20 protein-coding genes and 1 pseudogene are annotated in these 24,148 nt (G+C 71.5%); 5 read left to right on the top strand and 16 right to left on the bottom strand.

The window, feature by feature from the left end:
• Positions 1-2 precede the first annotated feature (2 nt).
• Positions 3-680, bottom strand: a complete 678-nt coding sequence (locus LZ604_RS24405; protein ID WP_234517591.1) for a response regulator transcription factor — start codon at positions 678-680, stop codon at positions 3-5.
• Between the two features lie 178 nt (positions 681-858).
• On the opposite strand from LZ604_RS24405, the gene LZ604_RS24400 reads away from it, so the two are divergent.
• Positions 859-1,092, top strand: a complete 234-nt coding sequence (locus tag LZ604_RS24400; protein ID WP_234517590.1) for a hypothetical protein — start codon at positions 859-861, stop codon at positions 1,090-1,092.
• 123 nt (positions 1,093-1,215) lie between these two features.
• On the opposite strand, the gene LZ604_RS24395 is transcribed toward LZ604_RS24400, so the two are convergent.
• The 6 genes from LZ604_RS24395 to LZ604_RS24370 form a co-directional block, all read right to left on the bottom strand.
• On the bottom strand, positions 1,216-2,580 hold the full coding sequence (locus LZ604_RS24395; protein WP_234517589.1) for a GH1 family beta-glucosidase: 1,365 nt from the start codon (positions 2,578-2,580) through the stop codon (positions 1,216-1,218).
• Between the two features lie 29 nt (positions 2,581-2,609).
• Positions 2,610-3,464 (bottom strand): carbohydrate ABC transporter permease, encoded by an 855-nt coding sequence (locus tag LZ604_RS24390; protein ID WP_234517588.1) that lies wholly within the window; start codon positions 3,462-3,464, stop codon positions 2,610-2,612.
• The gene (locus LZ604_RS24385) at positions 3,457-4,452 is read right to left on the bottom strand and encodes a carbohydrate ABC transporter permease (RefSeq protein ID WP_234517587.1); all 996 of its coding nucleotides are present in this window, start codon (positions 4,450-4,452) and stop codon (positions 3,457-3,459) included. The genes LZ604_RS24390 and LZ604_RS24385 overlap by 8 nt, the downstream gene beginning before the upstream one ends.
• A gap of 14 nt (positions 4,453-4,466) precedes the next feature.
• Positions 4,467-5,783 (bottom strand): ABC transporter substrate-binding protein, encoded by a 1,317-nt coding sequence (locus LZ604_RS24380; RefSeq protein WP_234517586.1) that lies wholly within the window; start codon positions 5,781-5,783, stop codon positions 4,467-4,469.
• A gap of 192 nt (positions 5,784-5,975) precedes the next feature.
• Complete coding sequence (locus LZ604_RS24375; protein ID WP_234517585.1) at positions 5,976-7,109, bottom strand: glycosyltransferase family 4 protein; 1,134 nt, start codon at positions 7,107-7,109, stop codon at positions 5,976-5,978.
• Positions 7,106-10,006, bottom strand: a complete 2,901-nt coding sequence (locus tag LZ604_RS24370; RefSeq protein WP_372482194.1) for a bifunctional glycosyltransferase/CDP-glycerol:glycerophosphate glycerophosphotransferase — start codon at positions 10,004-10,006, stop codon at positions 7,106-7,108. Before LZ604_RS24370 ends, LZ604_RS24375 begins: the two co-directional genes overlap by 4 nt.
• 351 nt (positions 10,007-10,357) lie before the next feature.
• On the opposite strand from LZ604_RS24370, the gene LZ604_RS24365 reads away from it, so the two are divergent.
• A complete protein-coding gene (locus LZ604_RS24365; protein WP_234517583.1) occupies positions 10,358-11,029 on the top strand; it encodes a maltokinase N-terminal cap-like domain-containing protein in 672 nt (223 codons plus the stop codon).
• A 142-nt stretch (positions 11,030-11,171) separates the two neighbouring features.
• Here LZ604_RS24365 and LZ604_RS24360 read toward each other — a convergent pair whose 3' ends face one another.
• From LZ604_RS24360 to LZ604_RS24350, 3 genes are all read right to left on the bottom strand, one after another.
• Positions 11,172-12,416: a polysaccharide deacetylase family protein gene (locus LZ604_RS24360; RefSeq protein ID WP_234517582.1), complete on the bottom strand. Its 1,245-nt coding sequence runs from the start codon at positions 12,414-12,416 to the stop codon at positions 11,172-11,174.
• A gap of 191 nt (positions 12,417-12,607) precedes the next feature.
• Entirely contained in the window at positions 12,608-13,330 is a 723-nt protein-coding gene (locus LZ604_RS24355; RefSeq protein WP_234517581.1) for a DUF4232 domain-containing protein, read from the bottom strand.
• 150 nt (positions 13,331-13,480) lie between these two features.
• Positions 13,481-14,884 carry a serine/threonine-protein kinase gene (locus LZ604_RS24350; protein WP_234517580.1) on the bottom strand — a complete coding sequence of 468 codons (1,404 nt, stop codon included), beginning with the start codon at positions 14,882-14,884 and terminating at the stop codon, positions 13,481-13,483.
• A gap of 46 nt (positions 14,885-14,930) precedes the next feature.
• On the opposite strand from LZ604_RS24350, the gene LZ604_RS24345 reads away from it, so the two are divergent.
• A complete protein-coding gene (locus LZ604_RS24345; protein WP_234517579.1) occupies positions 14,931-15,482 on the top strand; it encodes an RNA polymerase sigma factor in 552 nt (183 codons plus the stop codon).
• A 56-nt stretch (positions 15,483-15,538) separates the two neighbouring features.
• Here the strand turns inward: LZ604_RS24345 and LZ604_RS24340 are convergent, their stop codons facing one another.
• The 3 genes from LZ604_RS24340 to LZ604_RS24330 all read right to left on the bottom strand — a co-directional run bounded on the left by LZ604_RS24340 (position 15,539) and on the right by LZ604_RS24330 (position 18,463).
• On the bottom strand, positions 15,539-16,507 hold the full coding sequence (locus LZ604_RS24340) for an aldo/keto reductase (protein ID WP_234517578.1): 969 nt from the start codon (positions 16,505-16,507) through the stop codon (positions 15,539-15,541).
• 238 nt (positions 16,508-16,745) lie between these two features.
• Positions 16,746-17,375 carry an MBL fold metallo-hydrolase gene (locus LZ604_RS24335; RefSeq protein ID WP_234517577.1) on the bottom strand — a complete coding sequence of 210 codons (630 nt, stop codon included), beginning with the start codon at positions 17,373-17,375 and terminating at the stop codon, positions 16,746-16,748.
• Positions 17,375-18,463, bottom strand: coding sequence for an S-(hydroxymethyl)mycothiol dehydrogenase (locus LZ604_RS24330; RefSeq protein WP_234517576.1), 1,089 nt, complete (start codon positions 18,461-18,463; stop codon positions 17,375-17,377). Before LZ604_RS24330 ends, LZ604_RS24335 begins: the two co-directional genes overlap by 1 nt.
• Before the next feature lie 243 nt (positions 18,464-18,706).
• Between LZ604_RS24330 and LZ604_RS24325 the strand changes: the two genes are divergently transcribed.
• On the top strand, positions 18,707-20,494 hold the full coding sequence (locus LZ604_RS24325; RefSeq protein WP_372482196.1) for an ABC transporter ATP-binding protein: 1,788 nt from the start codon (positions 18,707-18,709) through the stop codon (positions 20,492-20,494).
• A gap of 78 nt (positions 20,495-20,572) precedes the next feature.
• On the opposite strand, the gene LZ604_RS24320 is transcribed toward LZ604_RS24325, so the two are convergent.
• From LZ604_RS24320 to LZ604_RS24310, 3 genes and pseudogenes are all read right to left on the bottom strand, one after another.
• Positions 20,573-21,316 (bottom strand): polysaccharide deacetylase family protein, encoded by a 744-nt coding sequence (locus LZ604_RS24320; RefSeq protein ID WP_234517575.1) that lies wholly within the window; start codon positions 21,314-21,316, stop codon positions 20,573-20,575.
• 282 nt (positions 21,317-21,598) lie between these two features.
• The gene (locus LZ604_RS24315; RefSeq protein WP_234517667.1) at positions 21,599-22,585 is read right to left on the bottom strand and encodes a CU044_5270 family protein; all 987 of its coding nucleotides are present in this window, start codon (positions 22,583-22,585) and stop codon (positions 21,599-21,601) included.
• Positions 22,586-22,871: 286 nt separating this feature from the next.
• Positions 22,872-23,372: pseudogene (locus LZ604_RS24310) on the bottom strand (RNA polymerase sigma factor); the annotation flags it as partial.
• A gap of 105 nt (positions 23,373-23,477) precedes the next feature.
• Between LZ604_RS24310 and LZ604_RS24305 the strand changes: the two are divergent.
• Positions 23,478-24,148: cytochrome c oxidase subunit I (locus LZ604_RS24305; protein ID WP_372482193.1), on the top strand; the 671-nt coding region annotated here is incomplete at its 3' end.

Raw genomic sequence — 24,148 nt, 5'->3', positions numbered from 1 at the left:
GGTCATCTCCCGGCGCCGTGGAGCCGGTACCCCGCCCCACGGACCGTCTCGATCGTCCGGCGGCCGAACGGCGCGTCGATCTTGCGGCGCAGATAGCCGACGTAGACCTCGACGACGTTGGTGTCGCCGTCGAAGTTCTCCTCCCACACGTGGTCGAGGATGTCGGTCTTGCTGACCACTTCGTCGGGGTGCCGGAGCAGGAATTCCAGCAGGGTGAACTCACGCGCTGTCAGCGGGATTTCGCGGCCCGCGCGGTGGCAGCGCCGCCGTGCGGGGTCCAGGGCGAGGTCCCCGGCCGCGAGCACCGCGGGCCGGGCGGGGGCACCACGGCGCAACAGCGCCCGCAGATGGGCGACCAGCACCACATAGGAGAAGGGCTTGCTCAGGTAGTCGTCCGCGCCGAGGTCGAGGGCGTCCGCCTCGTCGTACTCGCCGTCCTTCGCGGTGAGGATGAGCACAGGCGCCCACACACGGGCCGCGCGCAGCCGCTTGAGGACCTCGTACCCGGACAGGCCGGGCAGCATGAGATCCAGGACGATCGCGTCGTACGGCTCGTGCACGGCCCGCCAGAGGCCGTCCACGCCGTCGTACGAGGCATCGGTGACGAAGCCCTCCTCGGCGAGCCCATCAGCAATCGCCGCGGCGAGTCCTCTTTCGTCCTCGATCACCAGCACTCGCATCTCCGACCTCGTCTCCACCCTACGAAGGCATCGCCGCCTCTGCGCGTCGAAACGGGCCCTGCGCCGGTGCGGGGCACCTTCGGCCGCCGTCCTCTCAGCGTCCTCTCAGCGGCTTCGGCGCAGGCTGGGGTGGTTGGGAGAAAAGGGCATCCTTGCCCCTCAGACGAAGGAGAAGACGATGACGATCGTCCGACGCAGGGTCGCAATGGTCGCCGGAACGATGCTGTTGGCCGGTGTGGCGGGCAGCGGAGTCGCAATGGCGAGCACCCCGGCTGCGGCGCCGCCCTCCGTCCAGACCCCCACCCACCAGAGCGGCTGGGTGCACGATGACGACGACGACTGGGGTGACTACTACGCCTACCACAGCGGTCTCGTCAACGACGACGATGACGACTGGGGTGACTACTACTAGGGGTAGTGAACGTAGCTACCACGGTAGTGACCGCAGCCGGTCAGGCCGCCTGGTGCCGGTCCGTGCCCTCCGGGGCCGGGCCGGCTCTGACGTGCCGGCCCGGCCCCGGGCGCAAGGCGTGGCTCAGGCGGCCCTGCGCGCCCGCCCCCGATGGGCGCGCACGATCTCCGCGTAGCGGTGTCCGCTGCCCTTGATGGTGCGGACCTGGGTGCGGTAGTCCACGTGGACGAGGCCGAAGCGCTTGGCGTAGCCGTAGGCCCACTCGAAGTTGTCGAGCAGCGACCAGGCGAAGTAGCCGGCGAGGGGGGCACCCTTGCGTGCCGCCGAGGCGCAGGCGGCGAGGTGCCGCACGAGGTATTCCTGGCGCTCGGGGTCGTCGACGGTGCCGTCGGGGCGTACCACATCGGGGAAGGCGGAGCCGTTCTCGGTGATGTACAGCCGGCGTGCGCCGTAGTCGTCGGTGAGGCGCAGCAGCAGCGTCTCGATGCCGGTCGGGTCGACCTCCCAGTCCATGCCGGTGCGCGGTACGCCCGGGCGGCGCACGGAACGGGCGCGGGGGGCCGGGCCGTCCGGGTCGTCGGCAACGGTGGCCGGGAAGTAGTAGTTCAGGCCGAGCCAGTCCAAGTCCGCGGCGATCGTCTCCAGGTCTCCCGGGCGCTCGGGGAGTTCGACTCCGTAGACGTCCCGCATGTCGGCCGGGAAGCCCCGGCCGTGGACCGGGTCCAGCCACCAGCGGTTGACGTGGCCGTCGTGGCGGCGGGCCGCCGCCACGTCCTCGGGACGGTCGGTCGCGGCGAAGACGGTGGAGAGGTTGTTGACGATGCCGACCTTGGCGTTCGGCGCCGCGGCGCGGATCGCACGGGTGGCGAGGCCATGGCCGAGCAGCAGGTGGTAGGAGGCGCGGACCGCGGCGGTCAGGTCGGTGGCACCGGGGGCCATCTTCCCCTCGAGGTGGCCGATCCAGGCCGAGCACGAGGGCTCGTTGAGGGTGGCCCAGTGGGTGACGCGGTCGCCCAGGCGTTCGGCGACGTCCGACGCGTACGCGGCGAAGTGCTCGGCCGTGTCCCGCTCGGGCCAGCCGCCGCGGTCCTGGAGCACCTGCGGCAGATCCCAGTGGTAGAGGGTGACCGACGGGGTGATGCCCGCCTCCAGCAGACCGTCGACCAGCGCGTCGTAGAACGCCAGGCCCTTGGGGTTCACCGGTCCGTCGCCGCCGGGAACCACCCGGGGCCAGGCGATGGACAGTCGATAGGCGTTGGTGCCCAGCTGCTTCATCAGCGCGATGTCCTCCCGCCAGCGGTGGTAGTGGTCGCAGGCGACATCGCCGTGGTCGTCGTTGTCGATCTTTCCGGGGGTGTGGGAGAAGGTGTCCCAGATCGACGGCGAGCGGCCGTCCTCGTCGACGGCTCCCTCGATCTGGTACGCCGATGTGGCCGTACCCCACAGGAAGTCGTGCGGGAGCGCGGCGAGGTCGATGCGTTCGGACACGGAAGCCCTCTCGTGAATAGGGGGGTTGGTCACTTCACGGCTCCGGCGGTGAGCCCGGTGACGAGATAGCGCTGCAGCAGAAGGAAGCCCGCGACCACGGGAACACTGACGACCAGCGAGGCGGCCATGATCTGGTTCCAGTACACGTCGTAGAGCGTGGAGTAGCCCTGGAGCCCGACGGCGAGGGTGCGGGTGGTGTCGCTGGTCATCACGGAGGCGAAGAGCACCTCGCCCCACGCGGTCATGAAGGCGTAGACGGCCACCGCGACGATGCCGGGCACGGCCGCGGGCACCACGATCCGAAGCAGCGCACCGAGCGGTCCGCAGCCGTCCACCAGCGCCGCCTCGTCCAGATCCCGCGGCACCGAGTCGAAGTACCCGATGAGCATCCAGATCGAGAACGGCAGCGAGAAGGTGAGGTAGGTCAGGATCAGCCCGCCGCGGGACCCGAACAGGGCGATGCCGGTGGCGTTGCCGATGTTGACGTAGAGCAGGAACAGCGGGAGCAGGAAGAGGATGCCGGGGAACATCTGCGTGGACAGCACGGTGACGGTGAACACGCGCTTGCCGCGAAAGTCGTGGCGGCTCACCGCGTAGGCCGCGAAGATCGCGATCAGCACCGAGCAGATCGTCGCCGCGCCCGCCACGATGAGCGAGTTCACGAAGTACCGCGCGAGCGGGACCGTCGACCAGATGTCGATGTAGGGGCGGATCGTCAGTCCGCTCGGCAGCCAGCGGAACTTCCCCGAGACGTCGGCGAGCGGCTTCAGGGAGCTGGAGGCCATGACGTAGACCGGCACCAGTACGAACCCGGTCAGCAGGGTCAGGAAGACGCGCCGGGACCACAGGAAGGAACGCGGCGGGGCCATCGGGGATCTAGGCATCGGCGGCCCTCCGTCCGCGCGAGGTGGCGGCGAGGTACACGCCCGTCACGACCAGCAGGAAGAGCAGCATCAGTACGGACATGGCGGAGCCGGTGCCGAAGTTCCAGGTGACGAACGACGCCTGGTAGATGTGGACCGAGATGAGGTCCGCGGCCTGCGGGGCCGCCCTGCCGAAGAGCACGTACGGCGTGTTGAAGTCGTTGAACGTCCACAGGAACAGCACCAGGATCAGCACCTGGTTGACGGACCGCAGCGACGGCAGGGTGATGCGGCGGATCTGCTGCCACATGCCGGCGCCGTCGAGTGCGGCCGCCTCGTACAGTTCGCGGGGGATGTGCTGCAGTCCGGCCATGACGATGAGGAAGGCGAACGGCCAGCCCTTCCAGACCGACACGGTGAGCAGGGCGACGAAGCTGTTGTCGCCGATCAGCCAGAAGGACGGCTTGCCGGTGAGGTGCAGCTGGTCGTGCAGGACATGGTTCACCAGGCCGTTGTCGTGCTGGAACATGAACACCCAGGTGATGACGGCCGCGTAGACGGGCAGCGCGTACGGCACCAGGAACAGCGCGCGCAGCAGGCCCCGGCCGCGGAACGTGTCCTGCATGTAGACGGCGGCGGTGGTGCCGATGAGCCAGCACAGCGCGACCGACAGCAGGGTGAAGCCGACGGTGACGAGGAAGGAGTGCAGCAGTGCGTCGCCGACAGGGGCGTCGAAGTCCACGGAGACGCGGTAGTTGCCGAGACCGGTCCAGGGGGCGGTGCCCCAGTCCCGGATGTAGAACTGTGTGAGCTCCTTGAAGCTCATCACGATGCCGATCACCATCGGCACCAGATGGACCAGGAGTTCGAGGAGCAGGGCGGGCAGGAGCAGCAGATACGGCAGTCCGATGCGCTGGATCCGCCCGGTGCGGCGCGGGCCGCGCGCCGCACCGGGGGAGCTCTTGGACACGGTCCGTCCGTCGGCCGCCGCGGTGACAGTGGTCGTCATGACGGTGTCCGTGCTCACTTCGTCGGCATCTGCTGCTGGGCCTTCTGCAGCTTCGCCTTCACCGACTCGGTGGTGACCGCGCGTCCCGCGGCGGCGTCGGCGAACAGCTCCTTCACGGCGGTGCCGACCGTGGTCTCGAACTGGGACTCGTCCGCGACCTGCGGCAGCGCGGTGGCGCTCCGGGCGAGGGTTTCCTTCAGGACCGCGTTCGCCGGGGTGTTGAAGGCGGGGTCCGCCTGTGCGGAGCCGACCGGCGGGATGGAGGTGTACGCCTTGTTGAGGATCTTCTGCTCCTCGTCGCCGGTCATGAACTTCACGAACTTGGTGGCGCCGTCCGGGTTGTGGGTGTTCTTGAAGACGGCCAGGTTGATACCGGCGACCATGGAGTCGACCTGGGTGCCGGCTCCGGGGGTGCCGGACTGTACGGGCACCGGCGCGATGCCGTACTGGTCCTCGCTCATGCCCTGCGACTTCAGGTTGGCGGAGGCGGACTGCCACAGCAGCATCGCCGTCTTGCCCTTGGCGAAGTCGCTCACGGACTGGTTCTGCGCGTACTCGGCGTTGCCGGCCGGGATCGCCTTGTCCTTGGCCATCAGGTCGACGTACTGCTTGACCGCGGCGACCACACCGTCGTTCGTGAAGTCGGGCTTGCCGTCGGCGGTGAAGAAGTCGGCGCCGTGCTGCTTGCCGAAGACGAAGACGTGGTGGATGTTCTCCGAGACGTTGGAGCCCTCGGCGCCGAGGACCTGCTTGCCCTTCTGCTGGATCCTCCTGCCGTCGGCGACCAGCTCCTCCCAGGTGGCGGGCGGCTTGGAGATGCCCGCGTCGGCGAAGATCCTCTTGTTGTAGTAGAGCGCGTAGGCCATCGAGTAGAGCGGCACGGCGGCGGGGTCCTCGCCCTGGACACCGGTCGAGCCGAGCGCGGAGTCGACGAACCGGTCCTTGCCGCCGATCTTGTCGAAGTTCTTGGCGTCCCAGGGCAGCAGAGCACCGGTGGCCTGAAGTGAGGCGCTCCAGGTGTTGCCGATGTTCAGGACGTCGGGGCCCTGACCGGAGGTGGTGGCGGTGAGGATCCGGTTCAGCAGGTCCGACCAGGGCACGACCTCCAGCTTCACCTTGATGCCGGTCTGCTTCTCGAACTTGTCGAGTTCGGGCTGGAGGACCTTCTTGTCGACCTCGATGCTGGCGCCCTGGTTGGAAGCCCAGTATGTGAGCGTCTTCGGGGAGTCGCCGGCTGCTCCGCCCGTCTGCGAACCGCCGCCGCAGGCCGAGGCCGCAAGGGCGAGTGACATGGTGACGGCGCCTATGGCCGCGGCTCGGATGCTGCGCATGGCTCCTGATGTCCCTTTCAGGAAGTCGAGAACGCCCGGGAGGGCTCCGCCAGCGGCACCGCTTTCGGCTCCCGAAGATCCTCACGGCTTAATTTAGGACGTGAGTTAAACCTCAAGAGCGCGATGCGTCAAGGGGTTTGACGACGACCCGCACAACGGCCCGCGCCCCGGCGCGCCCGCAGGCGCCGCCTCTCAGCGCTCCAGGAGGTCGAAGAGTTCCTCCCAGCGGCGGGTGACCACCTCCGGGGCGAAGCGCCGCACGTTCTGCCGTGCCCGCTCCCCTATCGTGTCGCGCAGATTCTCATCGGCCATCAGCCGTACGAGCTGACGTGCGAGTTCGCCGGTGTTGCCGTGCCGGGCCAGCAGGCCGTCCTCTCCGTTCCGGATGATCTCGCGCACCCCCGGGGAGCAGTCGAACGCGGCACAAGGCACGCCGCAGGCCATCGCCTCCAGGAGCGCCAGCGGAAAGCCCTCGCCCCGGGAGGACTGCACGAACACCGACGACCGTGCGAGCGCCCCGGTCACGTCGTCGGTCTGTCCCGCCCACTCGACCGAGTCGTCCAGTGCGAGTTCCGTGCACTGCCGGCGCAGCGCGGCCTCCTGGTCGCCCGCACCGTAGATGCGCAGGATCCAGCCGGGTTGCCGTGGCGCCGCCTCGGCCCATGCGTCGAGCAGCAGGTCGACGCCCTTCTCATGGCTGAGCCGGCCGATGCAGGCCACCGCCTTCTCCGTGCGCGGCGAGGGGGCGGCCGGCATCACCGGCAGCGGGTTCGGCAGGAAACCGACGTTGTTGAGGCCCTGCCCCACCCAGAGGTCGGCGTCCTCCTGGGTGAGGACCAGCAGCCGGTCCACGTCCTTGTAGTACCTCCGCACGCGCTCGAAGCGCGAGGAGCGCCTGGACGCCTCGAAGGATTCGTGGCTCATGCCGACGACCGGATGTCCCGCGGTGTCCGCGAGCGCCACCCACTCCATCGCCCACACCTGGGTCACGATGATCACGGCACCCGGCCGCGCGGCGCGGAACAAGCGCGACAGGCGCTCCGCGGCGGCCCGTCTGTCCGCTTCGCGCCTTCGTACCGCCGGGGCGATGCCGCCGAGCGGAAGGTGCGGCTCCCGGCGGCCCCGCGGTCGGCGGTCGTAGAGGGTCAGCGTCTCGAACGGCGGATGCGTGCCGAGGTCCATCGGCACCTCGGGCGGGGCGATCCCGATGATCCGGACCCGGTGGCCGCGCTCCGCGAACAGCCGGGCCATATGGGCCTGCCAGCGGCCCACGCCGCCCAGTTCGTTGACCTCGTTGGCCACGAAGAAGATCTCACGCTGCGTCATCGGGCCTCTCCCGTGGGTCCGAAGAAACGGTCCACGATGCGAGCCGCCGCGTCCCCGCGGTCGTACTCGCCGTACTTGTCCACGAACTCCTTGAGCTGCGCCTCGTAGTGGGCGCCCACGGCCGGAAGGTCGGACAGCGCGGCCAGGAGTTCGTCCTCCGTGCGGGCGACCGGGCCGGGGGCCTCCTTTAGGAGGTCGACATAGGTGCCGCGTGCGTCCCGGGAGTACTCCTCCCAGTCGTAGACGTAGAAGACGAGCGGCCTGCGCAGCAGGGCATAGTCGAACATCACCGACGAGTAGTCGGTGACGAGGGCGTCGGCGAGCAGCAGGAGCGGGGTGATGTCCCCCTCGCCCGTCACGTCGATCACACGGCCCGCTACCGACGGGGGAAGGGTGACCCGGTTCAGGTAGTGGGAGCGGACCAGGAGCGTGTACCGGTCCCCGAAGCGGTCGGCGAACCGCTGCACGTCGAAGGGGAGGCGGAAGGCCTGTACGCCGCCTCCGGCACCGGCCCGGAACGTGGGCGCGTACAGCACCACGCGGCGGTCCGGGCCGATGCCCAGGCGCTCGGCGAGCCGGCGTGCGGAGGGGTCGGGCACCCGGGGGTCGCGGGCCGCCCGTACCAGGGCGTCGTTGCGTGGATAGCCGGTGCGCAGCAGCTTCTCCTCGGGGATGCGATAGGCCCGGGCGAGCGTGCGCACGTCGTGCTCACTGCGGACCACGAAGTGGTCGAAGCGGTCCAGCGCCTCCTGGTAGGCGCGCTGTTCCTGCTCGGACATCACCCGGTAGCCCGGCTCGTCGAAACCCATCTTCTTCAGGGCCGAGCCGTGCCAGGTCTGGATGTAGGTGGTCTCCGGACGTTTGGCCAGCCGGAGCGGGAACCCCTGGTTGTCGATCCAGAACTCGGCCTGGGCCAGCGCCCTGAGGTAGCGCCAGGACCAGCGGCGGACGAGTTCGGCGTCGTCGGGGAATCCGTCGGGCCGCTCCCCCGCGTAGGACCAGATGGCGGTGACGGGCAGCCGGCGACGGCGCAGCTCCTCGTAGAGAGCCCTCGGGCTGTCGCTGTACTGCTTGCCGAGGTGGCTCTCGAAGACGACGGTGCCCCGGCGGACCGGGAGCAGCCGCAGCATGCGGTGGTAGACCTGGACCTTGCGCGTCCCGGAGGCCAGGTCCCGCTTGACGGCCCGGAGCGTGCGGTAGGCGCCCTTGACGGTCCTGGCGGTGGAGCCGTGCAGATGACGGTCCACCAGGGCGCGGCCGTGCCGGGCCGCCGCGCCGTGCTGGGCCAGCCGGAAGGCCAGGTGGCCCTTGGCGGAGACCTCTGGCGCGAGGCGGTCGGCCATGAGCCGGCTGAGCCGGGGGCGCACACGGACGGCGGCGGCGCTCTCCAGGTCGACGTTGCCGGCCGTGATCCGGCTGGTGGTGCGTCTGCCGTCCGCCCTCAGATGCAGCCGGACGTCCCACACCTCGTCGACGACGCCCAGCGGCCGGAAGCGGCCGGACAGCGGGACCGACGCCTGCCAGACGAGGGTGTCGCCCTCGTGCCGGAGCGTCCGCACCGGGAAGCGGAATGTCTGCAGGCTGCGGCGGCGGGCGCGGAACTCCAGCTCGGCGGTGAGCCGTGCGTCCGCGGGGACGGCGTGCAGCGGATTGACCACCGCGCCCTCGAGGAGCACCAGGTCGCCGCGTACGGCGTACCCGGTCAGCACATTGCGCAGGAACATCCTCTCCAGCGGCCGGCCGTGATGGCCGAGGGCGGTGACGTCCATGACCTCGCGGGCCCCGGGGTCGTCCAGGTACCGGTCGCACCAGTAGACGCGGCCGTCGCGCTCGGCGAGCGGCGCGGAGATCTTGTCGTGGTTGATCAGGGTGTCGACGGCCGGCATCAGGTTGTCCCAGTCCTCCCGCATCAGCAGGTAGGCGCAGATGGCCTGCACCCGGTCCAGCCGGGCGTACGCGGCCTGAGGGAAGTCCTGGAGGTAGCCGCGGGCCAGTTCCGCGAAGCGGTGCCGGTAGGCGTCGTCGAGGAACGGCAGTTCGCGCAGGTAGAGGACGAGGTCGTGCTTGAGGAACTTGATGTCCTTGTGCAGTTTCAGCTCGTCCAGGCCACGCCGGTTGAGCAGGGCGTCGATACGGCGGTGGATCTCCAGCCGGTCGGTGAAGTTGTTGATCTCGTGGCGCCGGTTGCTGATGGACTTGGTCGTGGACTTCTGTTCCACGTGCCAGTGGTACACCGTGTGGGGGATCAGGGTGATCCGCCCGGCCGCGAGGTAGGCCTGCGCCGAGAACAGCAGGTCCTCGTAGTGGATGCCGCGCGGAAAGGCGAGCCCGTTCTCGACGAGGAAGGCGCGCCGGTAGCACTTGTTGGTCGACAGGGTGTCGAAGACGAAGAGGTCGGGCAGTTCGGCGATGGACTCGACGGTGCGCGTGCACCGGTAGAGCCAGGGGTACCAGGGCACCCGTTTGCCGTGCCTGCTGTCGGTGTACACCCGGACGCAGCGTCCCGAGACCAGATCGGCGCCGGTGCGTTCGGCCGCCTCCAGCAGGTTGCGGCAGGCATTGCGCTCGAGCGTGTCGTCGCTGTCCAGGAACATGACATAGCGTCCGCGCGCCTCGGCCAGGCCCTGGTTGCGGGGCTCTCCGCAGCCGCCGCTGTTCTCGGGCAGCCGCAGTGCCCTTACCCGGCCGGGGTGGCCGGCGGCGAGTGACCGCGCCACCTCGTACGACCCGTCGGTGGAGCAGTCGTCGGCGATGACGACCTCCACGTTGCGCAGCGTCTGGTCGAGCACCGAGCGTACGGCGGTCGTCAGGCGCGGGGCGTCGTTGTAGACGATGACGACGACGCTGATGTCCGGGTCCGCCCCGCCCGGCTCGGGTCTGTCGATCGACACGGCCACCTCTCGTCTCGGCTTGCGGCTCTCCGGACGGCCGACCCGTCACCGCCAAACGGCTCGGCGGCGCCCGTGGAGTCGTCCCGCGGACAGGGTGGGCCCGGGGCCGGCACTGGGTCCGCGACCCCACGAGCTGTGGGGTCGCGGCGCGCGACTGATGGCGACGGGGGCCGGTGCCCCTGCGCTCTTCCCACGCTACGTGACGGCCCGCCGGGAGGGCGGCGACCGCCGTCCGCCGGGCGTGTGGCGGACGGCTGTCACGCACGGTGCGGCCCTGCGTCGCGGGTCCATGTCCGGCAGGGGCCGGGCGGGAAGTGGGAACGGGAACCGTCGCCGGTCCGCGCGCGTTCACCGGGCATGGCGATCATCCACCACACCACCATGGTGCCCACCAAGCTGGAGCTCCTCACGTCCTGGCTGCCCGCTCAGCCCTGGTATCGCGGTGCGGACCGTGAGCCGGCGCTGTCCAGGACCGGAGGGTTCCGGCTGGACGACCCGCGGGGCGAGGTCGGGATCGAGTTCATGGTGGTCACCGACCGGTCCGGCGACCGGCCCGTCGCGTACCACGTGCCACTCAGTTACCGGGGCGCTCCCCTGAAGGGAGCGGACCAGGCCCTCATCGGGACCTCCGAACACGGGGTGCTGGGGCAGCGGTGGATCTACGACGGCACTCACGACCCGGTGCTGGTCGCCCAGTTGCTGGCCCTTCTGCAAGGCCACGCCGAACCGCAGGCGCAGAGCCGCAGCGACACGCCCGACCAGTCCGTCACCGTCCGGTTCGACGGCACCGCGATCGCCACCGCAGTCGCCTCGACGACCGTGACCAGCGGTTCCCACGACACCCGCCTCACCGTGGAAACCACCGGGTCCGGATCCGCCCGGAAGCTGGCCATCCAGGTCATGCGCGTTCTGGAGCCGGACGGCGCCTCCCCGGCGGAGGCGACGGGACATGTCAGCGCGGGCTGGCGTTCCCCCGAGGGCGGCGAACAACGCGCCGTGTTCGCCGCGCTGCGGGAAACCTCTGCCTAGGCCCCTGCCGAGCGGCTTCCCACGGAGGGCCCTGGGCGCTGTCGGCGACGGGGCGCGCACACGGCTCCCCCTTCGTGGTCGCCGGTCCGGTCCCCGCGCCGTGGGGACCGGACCTTGCGGCAGGGCCGGCCGGCGTCGCCGGTCAGTTCCCGGTGGTCGCCGAGGACGCGGGTGCGCCGAGGAACTCCTCCCAGCCGCCGAGCGGCGACTGTCCCGGTGCCAGGGCGCGCAGCTTCCTGAGCACCGCCGGGTCCTGGGCCTCGAGCCATTCCACCAGTTGCCGGAAGGACACCATGCGCACCTCGTCGTACTTGGCGATCCGCTCGATCGCCTCCTCCACGGCGTCCATGTAGATACCGCCGTTCCAGCGCTCGAAGTGGTTGCCTATGAAGAAGGGGGCACGGTTGGTCTCGTAGGCGCGCCGGAAGCCCGCCAGGTAGGTGTCCCGTGCCTGGGCGCGCCAGGTGTCGTACCGGGTGCGGTCGCCGAGGGGGCTGCCGCCGGACTGATTGGCCATCATGTTGTAGTCCATCGACAGCACCTGGAAGGAGTGCCCGGAGAACGGGATGGACTGGAGGGGGAAGTCCCAGATCCGTCCGCCCTGCACCTTTGCGGGCCAGATCTGCAGTCCCCCGGATGAGCTGGCGTCGTACTTCCAGCCGAGTGCGGCCGCGGTGGGCAGCAGGCTCGCCTGGCCCTCCAGGCAGGGGGTGCGGCCGCCGATCAGTTCTTTGCGGTAGTCGAAGGGCAGCGGGTCGAGGTCCGTGAAGCCGGTGTTCGTCTTCCACTCGGTGACGAAGTGGACGGCCTGCTCGATCTCGCTCCTCCACTCGGCGGACGACCAGCGGCGCACCCCGTCGGCGCCGCAGAAGTGGCCGTTGAAGTGGGTGCCTATCTCATGGCCCTCCAGCCATGCGGCGCGCACCTGCTGGAGCGTGGCGTGGATGTGCCGGTCGGCCAGGTAGCCGATCGCGGAGGCCCCGACCGGGTGCTGCGGCGGACGGTAGAGGTGCTTCTTGGACTCGGGCAGCGTGTAGATGCCGCTGAGGAAGAAGGTCATCGACGCGCCGTGGTCGGCCGCGACCTTCCGGAAGCGGGAGAACAGCCCGTTGCTGAGTTCGCCCGCGCCGTCCCAGGAGAACACCACGAACTGCGGCGGACGGCTGCCGGTTTTCAGCCGCTCGGCCTTGGGCTGGTGCGGCTGGGCCCCGGTGTCGGCGGTGGAGCCGTCGCCTATGAGCTTCAGGGGCCGGGCCTGTTCCGTGGCCGAGCCGTGCGCGGGACCCTCGCCGCCCGCGCCCCAGCCGCCCGAGCAGGCGGACAGCGCGCCGAGTGCGCCCGCCGTCGCACCCGCGGTCAGCACACGCCTGCGTGAGATGCCGTTCATCTTCGTCCCCGGTTTCCTCGTCGCGGCTCCCTGAAGGAGCCTTGGTGCGGTGTCGGTCGAACGGGTTCGATGGAGGGGAACGGCGGAAAGATCGGGGCGCCCGCCACGTGTTGCCGCTCTGTGACAAACGCGACGGTGACATGACGAACCCCGCTGTCCGGCGGGCGGGCAGCGGGGCCGGGGGACGGGGCTCAGGCGCCGGTGCCGGCCTGGAAGACCGTCAGGAACGAGGCGGAGGAGTTGCCGGACACGGGCACCGGGCCGCCCCGCCATGTCACCTTCAGGGAGGCGCGCTCGTCCGGCGGGGTGATGAGGATCGCCGCGGGTGTGGCCGATTTGGCGCCGCTGACCTGGGGGTTGGAGAACGACAGGCCCGCCCAGGCGCTCCTGCCCGGCGCGAGCGTGACCTTGGAGGGGTGGCCGGAGCTGCGCTTGGGGTCGGGACCCAGCTGCTTGCCGGAGGCGTCGACGAAGGCGGCGCCCGGGTAGCCGTCGATCGTGCAGGTCCGGCCCGAACGGTTGGTGAGGACGAGCGGGAAGTTCTCCTGCCCGGCGCCGGGGTTGTTGGGGCCGACGGACGCGCGGAGTTCAGAGGTGTGGCAGCGGCTGCCGCTCGTGGTGCCGCCTCCGGTGGAGGCCGCGGAGGTGGTGGAGCCGGAACCACTCGATCCGGTGGCGGCGGTGCTGTCCGTCCCCGTCGCCTCCGAGGCCTCGCTCGCGTGGTCGCCGGAGGCCGGCTGGGCCGTCCCGGGCAGCTTCTGCGGAGTGCCGGAGGTGGCGTGGTCGTTGCCGCAGGCGGTGAGCAGGCTCAGCGCGGCGACCGCGCCCAGCACGGACACCACGCGTCGCGCCGTCGGAAAGGGGGCAGTGCCGTCGTGGTCCGGGCCCGTTGTGCCGCGCCGGAAGGTCACCATGTCCATGCTCCTCGAAACTGACCGCCCGGGCCGGGCGGGTGCGGACGGTGCCGTGTGCCCCGTCACTCCTGTGCGATGCGCGCTCGCGGGGAAAGGTTCGCGCTGTTTTCGCGGGTTGTGCGGTGGCTGACGGCCGTGCCGTGACGGCGGTCAGCCGGTGACCCGCACCGAGTCCAGTATCCGGTCCGTGCGGTCGCTTCCACCGACCTGACGCAGCTGTACGTACACCCGGGTGGCGCCGGTGCCGTCGGCCGGGGTGAGGGCCGCCTCCGTGACGGAGCCCTCGCCGCCGTCGCAGTCGTTCCAGGTACGTATGCGTCCCTGCCAGGCCGCGCCGTGGTAGTCGCGACTGCCCTCGTAGCGGCATCCGTTGTGGGCGAGCGCGCGCACCCTGGCGGCGAGGTCACCGTGTTCGCTCAGGCCGATGAAGGCGCCGTTCACTTCGGTGCCGAGGTCCTGCCAGTGCGAGAGGTCGTCGGCGACGGCGAGGGCGGGCTCCTGACCGGTCGGCAGACCCAGCGCCTTCGGGTCCCAGCCGGCGTCGCGCAGCTGGCGGGCCCAGGCCGCGGGCACGGCGGCCTCGATCCGCCCGGTGGTGTCCTGGACCGTCACATCCCCCGCAGCGGTCCGGCCGAGCAGCACAATGGTGGTGAGCGCGGCGCCGCCGGCGACGGCCGCGGCGGCCAGCGCGAGGAGCGCCGTGCCGTGTCGGCGGCGGGTCCGTCCGGGGTCCCGGGCCGGGGATGTGCCGGTGGGCCGCCCGGGGTCGTCGGCGAGCCGGTCGAGGGCGTCGGCGAAGACGTCCGCGGTCGGCCAGCGACGCTCCCGGTCGGGCTCCATGGCCCGCAGCAGCGCCCGCCGCACCTCGGACGGCAGGTCGGGGCGGAGCCGGTCCGGGGGCCGCACCTTGCCGGGCGGTGCGGGAACCGTGCCGGTGAGGAGGTGGTAGCCGAGGGCACCGAGGCTGTAGACGTCCGCGCGGGCGTCGATGCCCGTTCCGGGTTCGGTCTGCTCGGGCGGAGCGTACCCGGCGGAGCCCGCGGCCATGGTCAGTCCGGAGGCCTGCGCCAGGCTCTTGGCCAGGCCGAGGTCCGCGAGCAGCAGCCGGATGGAGCCGTCGGGCGCGGTCCGCAGCAGGACGTTGGAGGGCTTGATGTCCCGGTGCACGATGCCGGCCTCGTGCAGGGCGGCCGCGGCCCGGGCGGCGGACGCGGTCAGGCGCAGGGCCTCGGCGACCGGGAGCGGACCGTCGGTGAGCCGGTCGGCGAGGGTGCCCCCGTCGGCGTACTCCATGACGAAGTAGGGCCTGCCGTCGGGGAGCTCACCGATGTCGTAGACCTGGACGACCCGGCTGGAACCGGCCCGGCGCAGCAGGCGTGCCTCCGACAGGAAGCGCTCCCGGACATCGAGCCGGTGGGCCCAGTTCTCGGCGAGCACCTTCACCGCGACGGGCGCCTCGAGGGCGTCGTCGTGGGCGAGCCAGACGGTGCCGAACGCGCCGCCGCCCAGGCGGCGTTCGAGGCGGTAGCGATCGATCCGCTCCAGGGAGTGCATGGGACTATCATGCCTGGTCGGACATCGACATCGAGGGGAGCTCCCAGTGGGGGATGCCGCGGACACCGAGGAGCTCGCTCGGCGCGCGGCGGCGGGTGACGCAGCCGCCCTGGACGCGCTGCTCCAGCACCTGAGGCCGGAGGTCGTGCGGCGCTGTGGACGGTTCCTGCCGTGCCGGGAGGACGCCGAGGAAGCGGCGCAGGACGTGCTGTTGCAGGTGGCGCGGAAGATCTCCACGTTCGAGGGCCGCAGTCGCTTCAGCACATGGCTGTACACCGTGGTCGCCAACTGCGCCCGGCAGAAGTACCGGGAGCTGAAGCGCCGGGCCGTCGAGCAGCCCGGGACCATCGACGCGGCCGAGCATGTGGATCCGCGGACGACCAGTGTCATCGCCGGGTCCCGCGTCGACCTGCTGGAGGCCCTGGAGCGGCTGGAACGCGAGCATCCGCATCTGGTGGCGCCGCTGGTCTACCGGGACATCTGCCAGCTGGAGTACGCGGAGGTCGCCGAACGTGTCGGGGTCCCGCTGGGCACGCTGAAGTCCCGTCTGCACGAGGCACGCAGGCAGGTCAGGCCCTGGCTGGCCGGCGGTCCGTGAGGGCCCCGGGGGCGGTACGGAGGACCCGTGCCGCCCCTCCCCTGTCATCGTCCTTGTCAGTGACCGCTGATGGGGTGCGGCCGGTACGGCTCCTGAAGCGCCTCGATCTCCTTGTCGGTGAGGTGGACGTCGAGCGCGGCCACCGCGTCGTCGATGTGGTGCGGTTTGGTCACGCCGACGACGGGCGCGGCGACCGTGCTCCGGTGCAGCAGCCAGGCGAGGGCGACGCGGGCGCGCGCGGTGCCCCGCTCGGCAGCGACCGCGGCCACCGCCTCGACGACGGCCCGGTCGCCCTCCTGGTAGAGCCGCTTGCCGAACTCGTCGGTGCGGCTGCGCTCGCTGCTGTCGTCCCAGTCGCGGGTCAGGCGCCCGCGGGCCAGCGGGCTCCAGGGCAGGACCCCGACGCCCTGGTCCGCGCACAGGGGCAGCATCTCGCGTTCCTCTTCGCGGTAGAGGAGGTTGTAGTGGTTCTGCATCGACACGAACCGCGTCCAGCCGCCGAGCCGGGCCGTGTACTGGGCCTTGGAGAACTGCCAGGCGTACATCGAACTGGCACCGATGTAACGGGCCTTGCCGGCCTTGACCACGTCGTGCAGGGCCTCCATCGTCTCCTCGACGGGAGTGGCGGGGTCCCAGCGGTGGATCTGGTAGAGGTCGACGTAGTCGGTGCCGAGACGGCGCAGGCTGTGATCGATCTCCGTCATGATCGCCTTGCGGGACAGGCCGCCGCCGTTGGGCCCGGACCGCATCCGGCCGTGCACCTTCGTCGCCAGCACGATCTCGTCGCGGCGGGCGTACTCGGCGAGCGCACGGCCGACGATCTCCTCGCTGGTGCCGTCCGAGTAGACGTTCGCGGTGTCGAAGAAGTTGATGCCGGCGTCGAGCGCACGGCGGATCAGGGGGCGGGACGCCTCCTCGTCGAGGCTCCATGTGTGGGTGCCACGGTCGGGAAGGCCGAAACTCATACAGCCCAGGCAGATCCGGGACACGTCAAGACCGGTCGAACCGAGCTTCACGTACTCCATGCCACTCCTGCTTTCCCTCGGGGGCGGGGCCGGGCGCCGCGGACCACCGGACACGACCGCACGCGGCCGGCCCTTCCGCGGCGCCTCCGGCCCCGACGACGGTGATCTCTGCCCACCCTAAGTGCCGTGCGGCGAGGACGGGGTGGTCCCGGCGGCCCGCACCCGCCCCGCGCCCGAGGATGTGGGACCGGGCGCCGGTGCGGCCGCCGCGGTGGTGGTGGTCCGGCGCGCCGTCGTGTCAGTGGCCGCGCGCGATCCACTCGTCGAGGTGGGGGGCCTCGGCCCCGATGGTCGTCGTCTCCCCGTGTCCCGTGCGGACCACCGTGTCGGGCGGGAGGGTAAGCAGCCGGTCGCGGATCGACTCGATGATCGTCGGAAAGTGGGAGTACGAGCGTCCGGTGGCCCCTGGGCCGCCCCGGAAGAGGGTGTCGCCGGTGAAGACCGTGCCGAGGCCCGCGTCGTAGAGGCAGACCGCGCCGGGCGCGTGGCCCGGGGTGTGCAGCACCGTCAGATCGGTGCCGGCCGTCTCGATCACCAGGCCGTCGTCCAGCCAGCGGTCGGGCAGGCGGTCCGGGTGGGTCGTCTTCCACATCGGCAGGTCGTCCGGGTGGAGCCAGATCACGGCGCCGGTGCGCTCGGCGAGGGCGGGGGCGGCGTCGATGTGGTCGTTGTGGGCGTGTGTGCACACGATCGCACGCAGCCGGCGGTCGCCGACCGCTTCGGCGATCGCGTCGGCGTCGTGGGCGGCGTCGATGACGATGGCCTCTCGGTCGTCGCCGACGATCCACACGTTGTTGTCGACCTCCCATGTTCCGCCGTCGAGGGAGAAGGTGCCGGAGGTGACCAGGTGGTCGATGCGGGCGGCCATCACAGCACCACCACCGAGCGCAGCACGTCGCCGTAGAGCATCCGTTCGAAGGCCTTGTCGATCTCGTCGAGAGCGATGGTCTCGGTCACGAACTTGTCCAGCGGGAGGCGTCCCTGCAGGTGCAGGTCGATGAGCATGGGGAAGTCCCGGGAGGGCAGGCAGTCCCCGTACCAGGACGACTTGAGCGCCCCGCCGCGCGCGAAGACGTCGAGGAACGGCAGTTCCAGCTTCATCTCGGGGGTGGGGACCCCGACGAGCACGACGGTGCCGGCGAGGTCGCGGGCGTAGAACGCCTGCTTGTACGTCTCCGGGCGGCCGACCGCCTCGATGACGACGTCGCTGCCGAAGCCGCCGGTCAGCTCGCGGATCGCCTCGACCGGGTCGCTCTCACGGGAGTTGACGGTGTGGGTTGCGCCCAGTTCCTTCGCGGTGGCGAGCTTGCGGTCGTCGATGTCCACCGCGATGATCTTCTCCGCGCCCGCGAGATGTGATCCGGCGATGGCCGCGCCGCCGACGCCGCCGCAGCCGATCACCGCCACGGAGTCGCCGCGGCCGACGTTCCCGGTGTTGATGGCGGCGCCGAGCCCGGCCATCACCCCGCAGCCCAGCAGCCCCGCCACGGCCGGGGAGACGGACGGGTCCACCTTGGTGCACTGTCCGGACGCCACCAGCGTCTTCTCCGCGAAGGCGCCGATGCCGAGGGCCGGGGAGAGTTCCCGGCCGGTCGCGGCGAGGGTCATCCTCTGCCGGGCGTTGTGCGTGTCGAAGCAGTACCAGGGCCGTCCGCGCCGGCAGGCACGGCACGTGCCGCACACCGCCCGCCAGTTGAGGATCACGAAGTCGCCGGGCGCGACGTCCGTGACGCCCTCGCCGACCGACTCGACGACGCCCGCCGCCTCGTGGCCGAGCAGGAACGGGAAGTCGTCGCTGATGCCGCCCTGCCCGTAGTGCAGATCGGTGTGGCAGACCCCACACGCCTGGATGCATACGACCGCCTCCCCAGGCCCCGGATCCGGTACGACGATCGTCTCGACCCGCACCGGCTCGTCCTTGCCCGGGGCGATCACGCCGCTTACTTCCTGCGCCATGGTGCTGCTGCCTTCCGTCGGTGGTGCGGGCGCCGTACGCCCGGCGTGGGCCACCGCGGCCCACACCCGTGATCCTTGCGCGGCGGGCACACCATCTGCACGTATCCGCGCGGCGGAAGTGGGATCGGCTGGGCCCGCGGCCCGCGTGCACGTGTGCGGGGATGACCGTCGCACGGCGGACGTAGGCTGAACGCCCGCACTGCGCAAGGGACACCTTCACACTCCGCGAGGAGCGCTGTGAGCATCACCGATTCGGACCCTACGGAACGTTCGGAAGGAACGGCACCGGACCCGGCCCCCGTGCCTCCCGCCTGGCGGCTGCTCCTCGGATACGTGCGACCGCACCGGTGGGCGTTGTGCGCGGGTGCGCTGCTCGCGCTCGTCACCGGGGCCACCGGTCTGCTGTTGCCGCTCGTGGCGCGCGGGCTGATCGACGACCTGGCGCACGACCGGCCGGTCACCGGGGCGCTGCTCGGCATGTCCGGGCTCGTGCTCGCCAACGCGGCGGTGGGCGGGCTGGGTTCCTACGTGCTGCGGCGCACCGCCGAGTCGGTGGTTCTCGGTGCGCGGCGCGCCCTGTCGTCGTATCTGCTGCGCCTGCGGATATCCGCCGTGGACCGCACCGAGCCCGGCGATCTGATGGCCCGGATCACCTCCGACACCACGCTGCTGCGGGAGGTGACCACGGACTCCCTGGTCGGTCTGGGCACGGGAGGGCTGACGCTGATCGCGACGGTGGTGATGATGGGCCTGGTCGATGCGGTGCTGCTGGGCGTCACACTCGCCGTGGTCCTGGGCGCGGGCACCGTGCTCGGGGTCATCGTGCCGCGCATCAACCGGGCCAGCCGGCAGGCCCAGGACGCGGTGGGCGCGATGGGCGCGTCGCTGGAGCGGATCCTCGGCGCACTGCGCACGGTCAAGGCGTCGGGTGCGGAGCGCCGCGAGGAGGAGGCCGTCCACGCGGCGGCCGAGGAGTCGTGGAGGCAGAGCGTGCGGGCCGCCAAGTGGACGGCGGCCGCGGGGAACACGGCGGGCCTCGCGATGCAGATCGCCTTCATCACGGTGCTGGCGGTGGGCGGGGCGCGGGTGGCGACCGGGGCGATCGACGTGGGCACCCTGGTCGCGTTCCTGCTGTACGTCTTCTATCTGATGTCGCCGATCCAGGAGGTCGTCGGCGCCGTCACCCAGTACCAGACGGGCTCCGCCGCGCTCGCCCGGATCCAGGAGGCGCTGCGGCTGCCCGCCGAACCGCCCGCGCGGCCCGCGCCGTTGCCGTCGCCCGGTGCGCGGCCGGCCGCGATCGCCTTCGAGGATGTGCGCTTCCGGTACGCCGACGACCTGCCGTATGTGCACCACGGTGTGACCTTCGCGGTGCCGGCTCGGGGGATGACCGCCTTCGTCGGCCCCTCGGGCGCGGGCAAGACGACCGTGTTCTCGCTGATCGAGCGGTTCTACGACCCGGAGTCCGGCACCATCACGCTCGACGGCCGTGACGTGGCCGAGTGGGAGTTGTCCGAACTGCGGTCCGCCATCGGCTATGTGGAGCAGGACGCGCCGGTGCTCTCCGGGTCGATGCGGGACAACCTGCTGCTCGGCAATCCGGAGGCGCAGGACGCCGAGGTGGCGCGTGTGCTGAAGACGACGCGGCTGGACGCTCTGGTGGAGCGGCTCCCCCGGGGGCTCGACACGCTGGTCGGGCATCGCGGGACCAAGTTGTCCGGCGGGGAGCGTCAGCGTGTCGCGATCGCCCGCGCGTTGTTGCGCCGCCCGCGTCTGCTGCTCCTGGACGAGGCGACCTCACAGCTCGACGCGGTCAACGAGGCGGCGCTGCGGGACACGGTCGCGGATGTGGCGCGGTCGACGACGGTCCTTGTGGTCGCTCACCGGCTGTCCACCGTGACGACGGCCGACCGGATCGTCGTCATGGACGCGGGCCGGGTGCGGGCGGTCGGCACTCATCGTGACCTGGTGACCGGGGACCCCCTGTATGCCGAACTGGCCGCGACCCAGTTCCTCGCGGCGGCCGGCTGAGGGCGCCGGGTCGGGCCTCACGGCGTGCGCGGCGAGGATCGCTTCGGCAGCCGGCCGTAAAAGGGGCGTGCCGTCGTCTCACGCCGCCGCCGGGTGGGGCCAGCCGTGGTCGGCCAGCCTTCCGACCTGGTATCCCCGTTGCTCACAGGTGTCGAGAACGAGCGGTAGCGCGCCCAGCGCCGATCGCCAGGCGCCCGGGGCGGAGGTGCAGTCGGAGTCGTGCAGCAGGATCGTCCCGCCGCCGTCGAGGTCGGCTGTGACCGTGCGGTGGACGGACTCGGGTGTGGCCCGGGCGGTCCAGTCCTCGCCCCAGCAGGTCCACAGCACCGGGGTGAGTCCGAGGCGGCGGGCGGCCAGGTGGGCGGCGGCCGACATGATGCCGTAGGGAGGCCGGAACAGCAGCGGCTGCCGCCCCGTGATCCCGGCGACGGTGTCCCGGGCGCGGGCGAAGTCGTCGTAGGTCGCGCGTGGTCCGCGCAGCAGCAGGGGACGGTGCAGCCAGCCGTGGACGCCGATCTCGTGGCCCGCCGCGGCGATCTCCCGGACCAGCCCCGGAGAGCGGTCCGCCTGGCTGCCGAGCAGGAAGAAGGTGGCGTGCACGCCGCGGTGGGCGAGCAGCCGCAGGAACAGCGGGGTGGACACGGGGTCGGGGCCGTCGTCGAACGTGAGGGCGACATGGCAGACCCGTCCGCGGCCGCACAGGCGGGGCATGACGCGGTTGCGGAGCGGTCCGAAGGTGGAGACGACGGGCGCGACATGGGCGGCGGCGAGGGCGGGCAGCGCGGCACGGGCGGCCGCGCGGATCAGGCGTGCGGCCGTCATGAGGGGCGTCCTTGCTGATGGGGCCTTGTGGTGATCACGAATGGTGTCCCTCCGGTCGGGGGCCGTGGCCCGGTGCGAGGTCGTCCGGGTCCAGGCCCTGCCCGATGCCCCACGCAGCACACACCACGGCAGTGGTCCGGTGATGGCGGCGAGCCGGCGGACCGGTGTCCAGGATGGCAGCCCCGGGCCGTGGATCCGCGCAGTCCCGGCCGCGGAGCCGCCGTCCGGGTCGGCGGCTTCGGCCGGGAGGCCGCCGGGGACCTTCGCCCGGGAGAGCTGGGGTCACCGCATCCAGGCGCTGTACGACAGCACGTCACCGGCCTTGAGACCGTACTGGGGGTCGGCTTTCGTGGCGGTGCTCTCCAGGCCGAGTACCGCGCCGCTGGCGGGATCCAGGACCAGCATCCCCTGGCCGGCGTGCGCGCTGTCGTCGTACACGTACGCCTGTCCCCGACGGCCCAGCCGGTCGGTGACCGCGCCCACCGGGCGCAGGCCCTTGGCGTCGGCGAGGACACGCACGAGGGCGGCGTTCTCCCGTGATCCGAGCGTCCAATTGTCGAGCAACCGGGAGACCGCGTCGACCAGTCCGGGTGTGCTCATCGTGGTGGTGGTGTCGATCTCCTCCAGATAGGCGCGCAGGGCCGCGGCCGTGTGCGGGGGCCGCGCCTGGGGCGGGGCGTCGCTCCAGCTCGGCCAGTACGTCTTCCGGCTGAGGACATGGCCGTCCTCGACCGTGCGCGGCGTTCCGTCGGCGTCGGCGATGACGGGCTTGCCCGGCTGCCGCGGGTCGGTGGCCACGACGAGTTCGGTGTGGCTGCCGTCGGCCTGCCAGCGGACGACCCGCTCCTCGGGCAGTGTGATCGGCGGACGGGATCCGGGCCCGCTGCTCAGGCCGAGGCTCCAGGTCTGCGCATGGGTGCCCCGGCGCAGCGGCAGCGAGCCGTGGGCCGCGACGGCCCGTTCGGCGAGTTCCGTCAGGGGGACGGGAGCGGAGCCGGCCCGCACGGTCAGAGGACGGGGCGCGGCCACGGCGGGAGCGGTGGTGGGACCGGACAGCAGCAGCGCGGCGGCGACGGCGGCGACGGCGGTGGCCGCGGTGAGGGACCAGGCCCAGCGCCGTACGTGCCGGGCAGGGCGCGCGGGTGTGCCGCTGTGCAGCAGGCGGCGCAGCCGGCGCTCGGCCTCGTGGCCCAGGGGGCCGTCCTGGTAACGGAGGTCCGAGGCGGGCACGGGATCGGCGAGACGCAGCAGCGTGAGGTCGTCGGGCACGGCCGGATCCGTCCGTGTGTCGTGTCCGTCAGCCATGGTCGTGCTCCTTCGGAGTGCCGCGCCGGGGTGCCACGGCGCGGGCCGGTGGGGTCGGGATACCACGCGGGGGTGCGGGGGCACCGGGCGGTGCGGTCGGGGTACCGCGGGGAGGCGCTACGGCGCCGGGCGACGCGGCCGGGGCATCGGGCGGGGGCGCTTGGGGGCCGGACGCCGCCGTCGAGGTGCCGCGACCGGTGGGGGCGGCGTCCGGGGCACCGTCGTCGGGGACGCCGCCGGGTATCGCGGTGACCCGCATCCGGTCGATCTGCGCTCTCAGGCGTCTCCGCGCACGGTGCAGGCGCATCGCCGCCGCGCGACTGCCGCAGCCGAGCGCGACGGCGACCTCGTCGATCGCGAGTTCCTCCCAGGCCGTCAGCCGCAGGACCTCCCGGTCGGCCGGGGACAGCCGGGCCAGTGCCTCGTGCACCCAGCCGCCGGGGGTGTCCGCGTCGGGGCTCGCCACGATCTGCCGTCCGTGCGCGCTCTCGTCGTTGCCGAGCCGGTCGAGGAGCCGCCGGCGGCGGCCGTGGCCGCGTACGGTGTTGGCCAGGCAGTTGCGCGCCACCCCGTACAGCCAGGGCAGCGGGGAGGCGGGCAGGTCGGACCGGCGCCGCCAGGCCACGGTGAACACATCGGCCACCACTTCCTCGACGTCGCCGGTGCCGCCGTCGAGCCGTCGCGCGACATAGCGGCTGACCGCCCAGTAGTGCTCGCGATAGGCAGCGGCGAAGATCTCGTCGTCGCTCATGTTCCGTTGGTGTCCGGCAGTTCCGGGAACGTCACACCCTCCCGTGTGACGCTCGTCGCGTTTTCCGGGTGTGAGCGCCCGAGCGGAGGCGGACACAGGCGGGGCATGGAGAGCAACACTGTCATGCCGCGTCCGGCACCTCCCACCGCGGCCGCACGCCGTCCGGGGGCCGCCGCGGTCAGGTGGCTGACCACCACCGACCACAAGACCATCGGCACTCTGTATCTGGTCACGTCGTTCGCGTTCTTCTGCATCGGCGGGGTGATGGCCCTGCTGATGCGGGCGGAACTCGCCCGGCCGGGCCTGCAGATCATGTCGAACGAGCAGTTCAACCAGGCGTTCACGATGCACGGCACGATCATGCTGCTGATGTTCGCGACGCCGCTGTTCGCCGGTTTCGCGAACTGGATCATGCCGCTGCAGATCGGCGCGCCCGACGTGGCGTTCCCGCGGCTGAACATGTTCGCCTACTGGCTCTACCTGCTGGGTTCACTGATCGCCGTGGGCGGATTCCTCACCCCGCAAGGGGCCGCCGACTTCGGCTGGTTCGCGTATGCGCCGCTGTCGGACGCGGTCCGCTCGCCGGGCGCCGGCGCGGATATGTGGATCATGGGTCTGGCACTCTCGGGGTTCGGCACGATCCTCGGCTCGGTCAACTTCATCACCACCATCGTCTGCATGCGCGCGCCCGGCATGACTATGTTCCGTATGCCGATCTTCGTGTGGAACGTGCTGCTGACCGGTGTGCTCGTCCTGCTGGCCTTCCCGGTCCTCGC

Source organism: Streptomyces glomeratus (genome assembly GCF_021462825.1).
Lineage (GTDB): Bacteria > Actinomycetota > Actinomycetes > Streptomycetales > Streptomycetaceae > Streptomyces > Streptomyces glomeratus.
The sequence above is the reverse complement of the archived record's forward strand: the minus strand, read 5'-3'. Positions and strand labels throughout refer to the sequence as shown.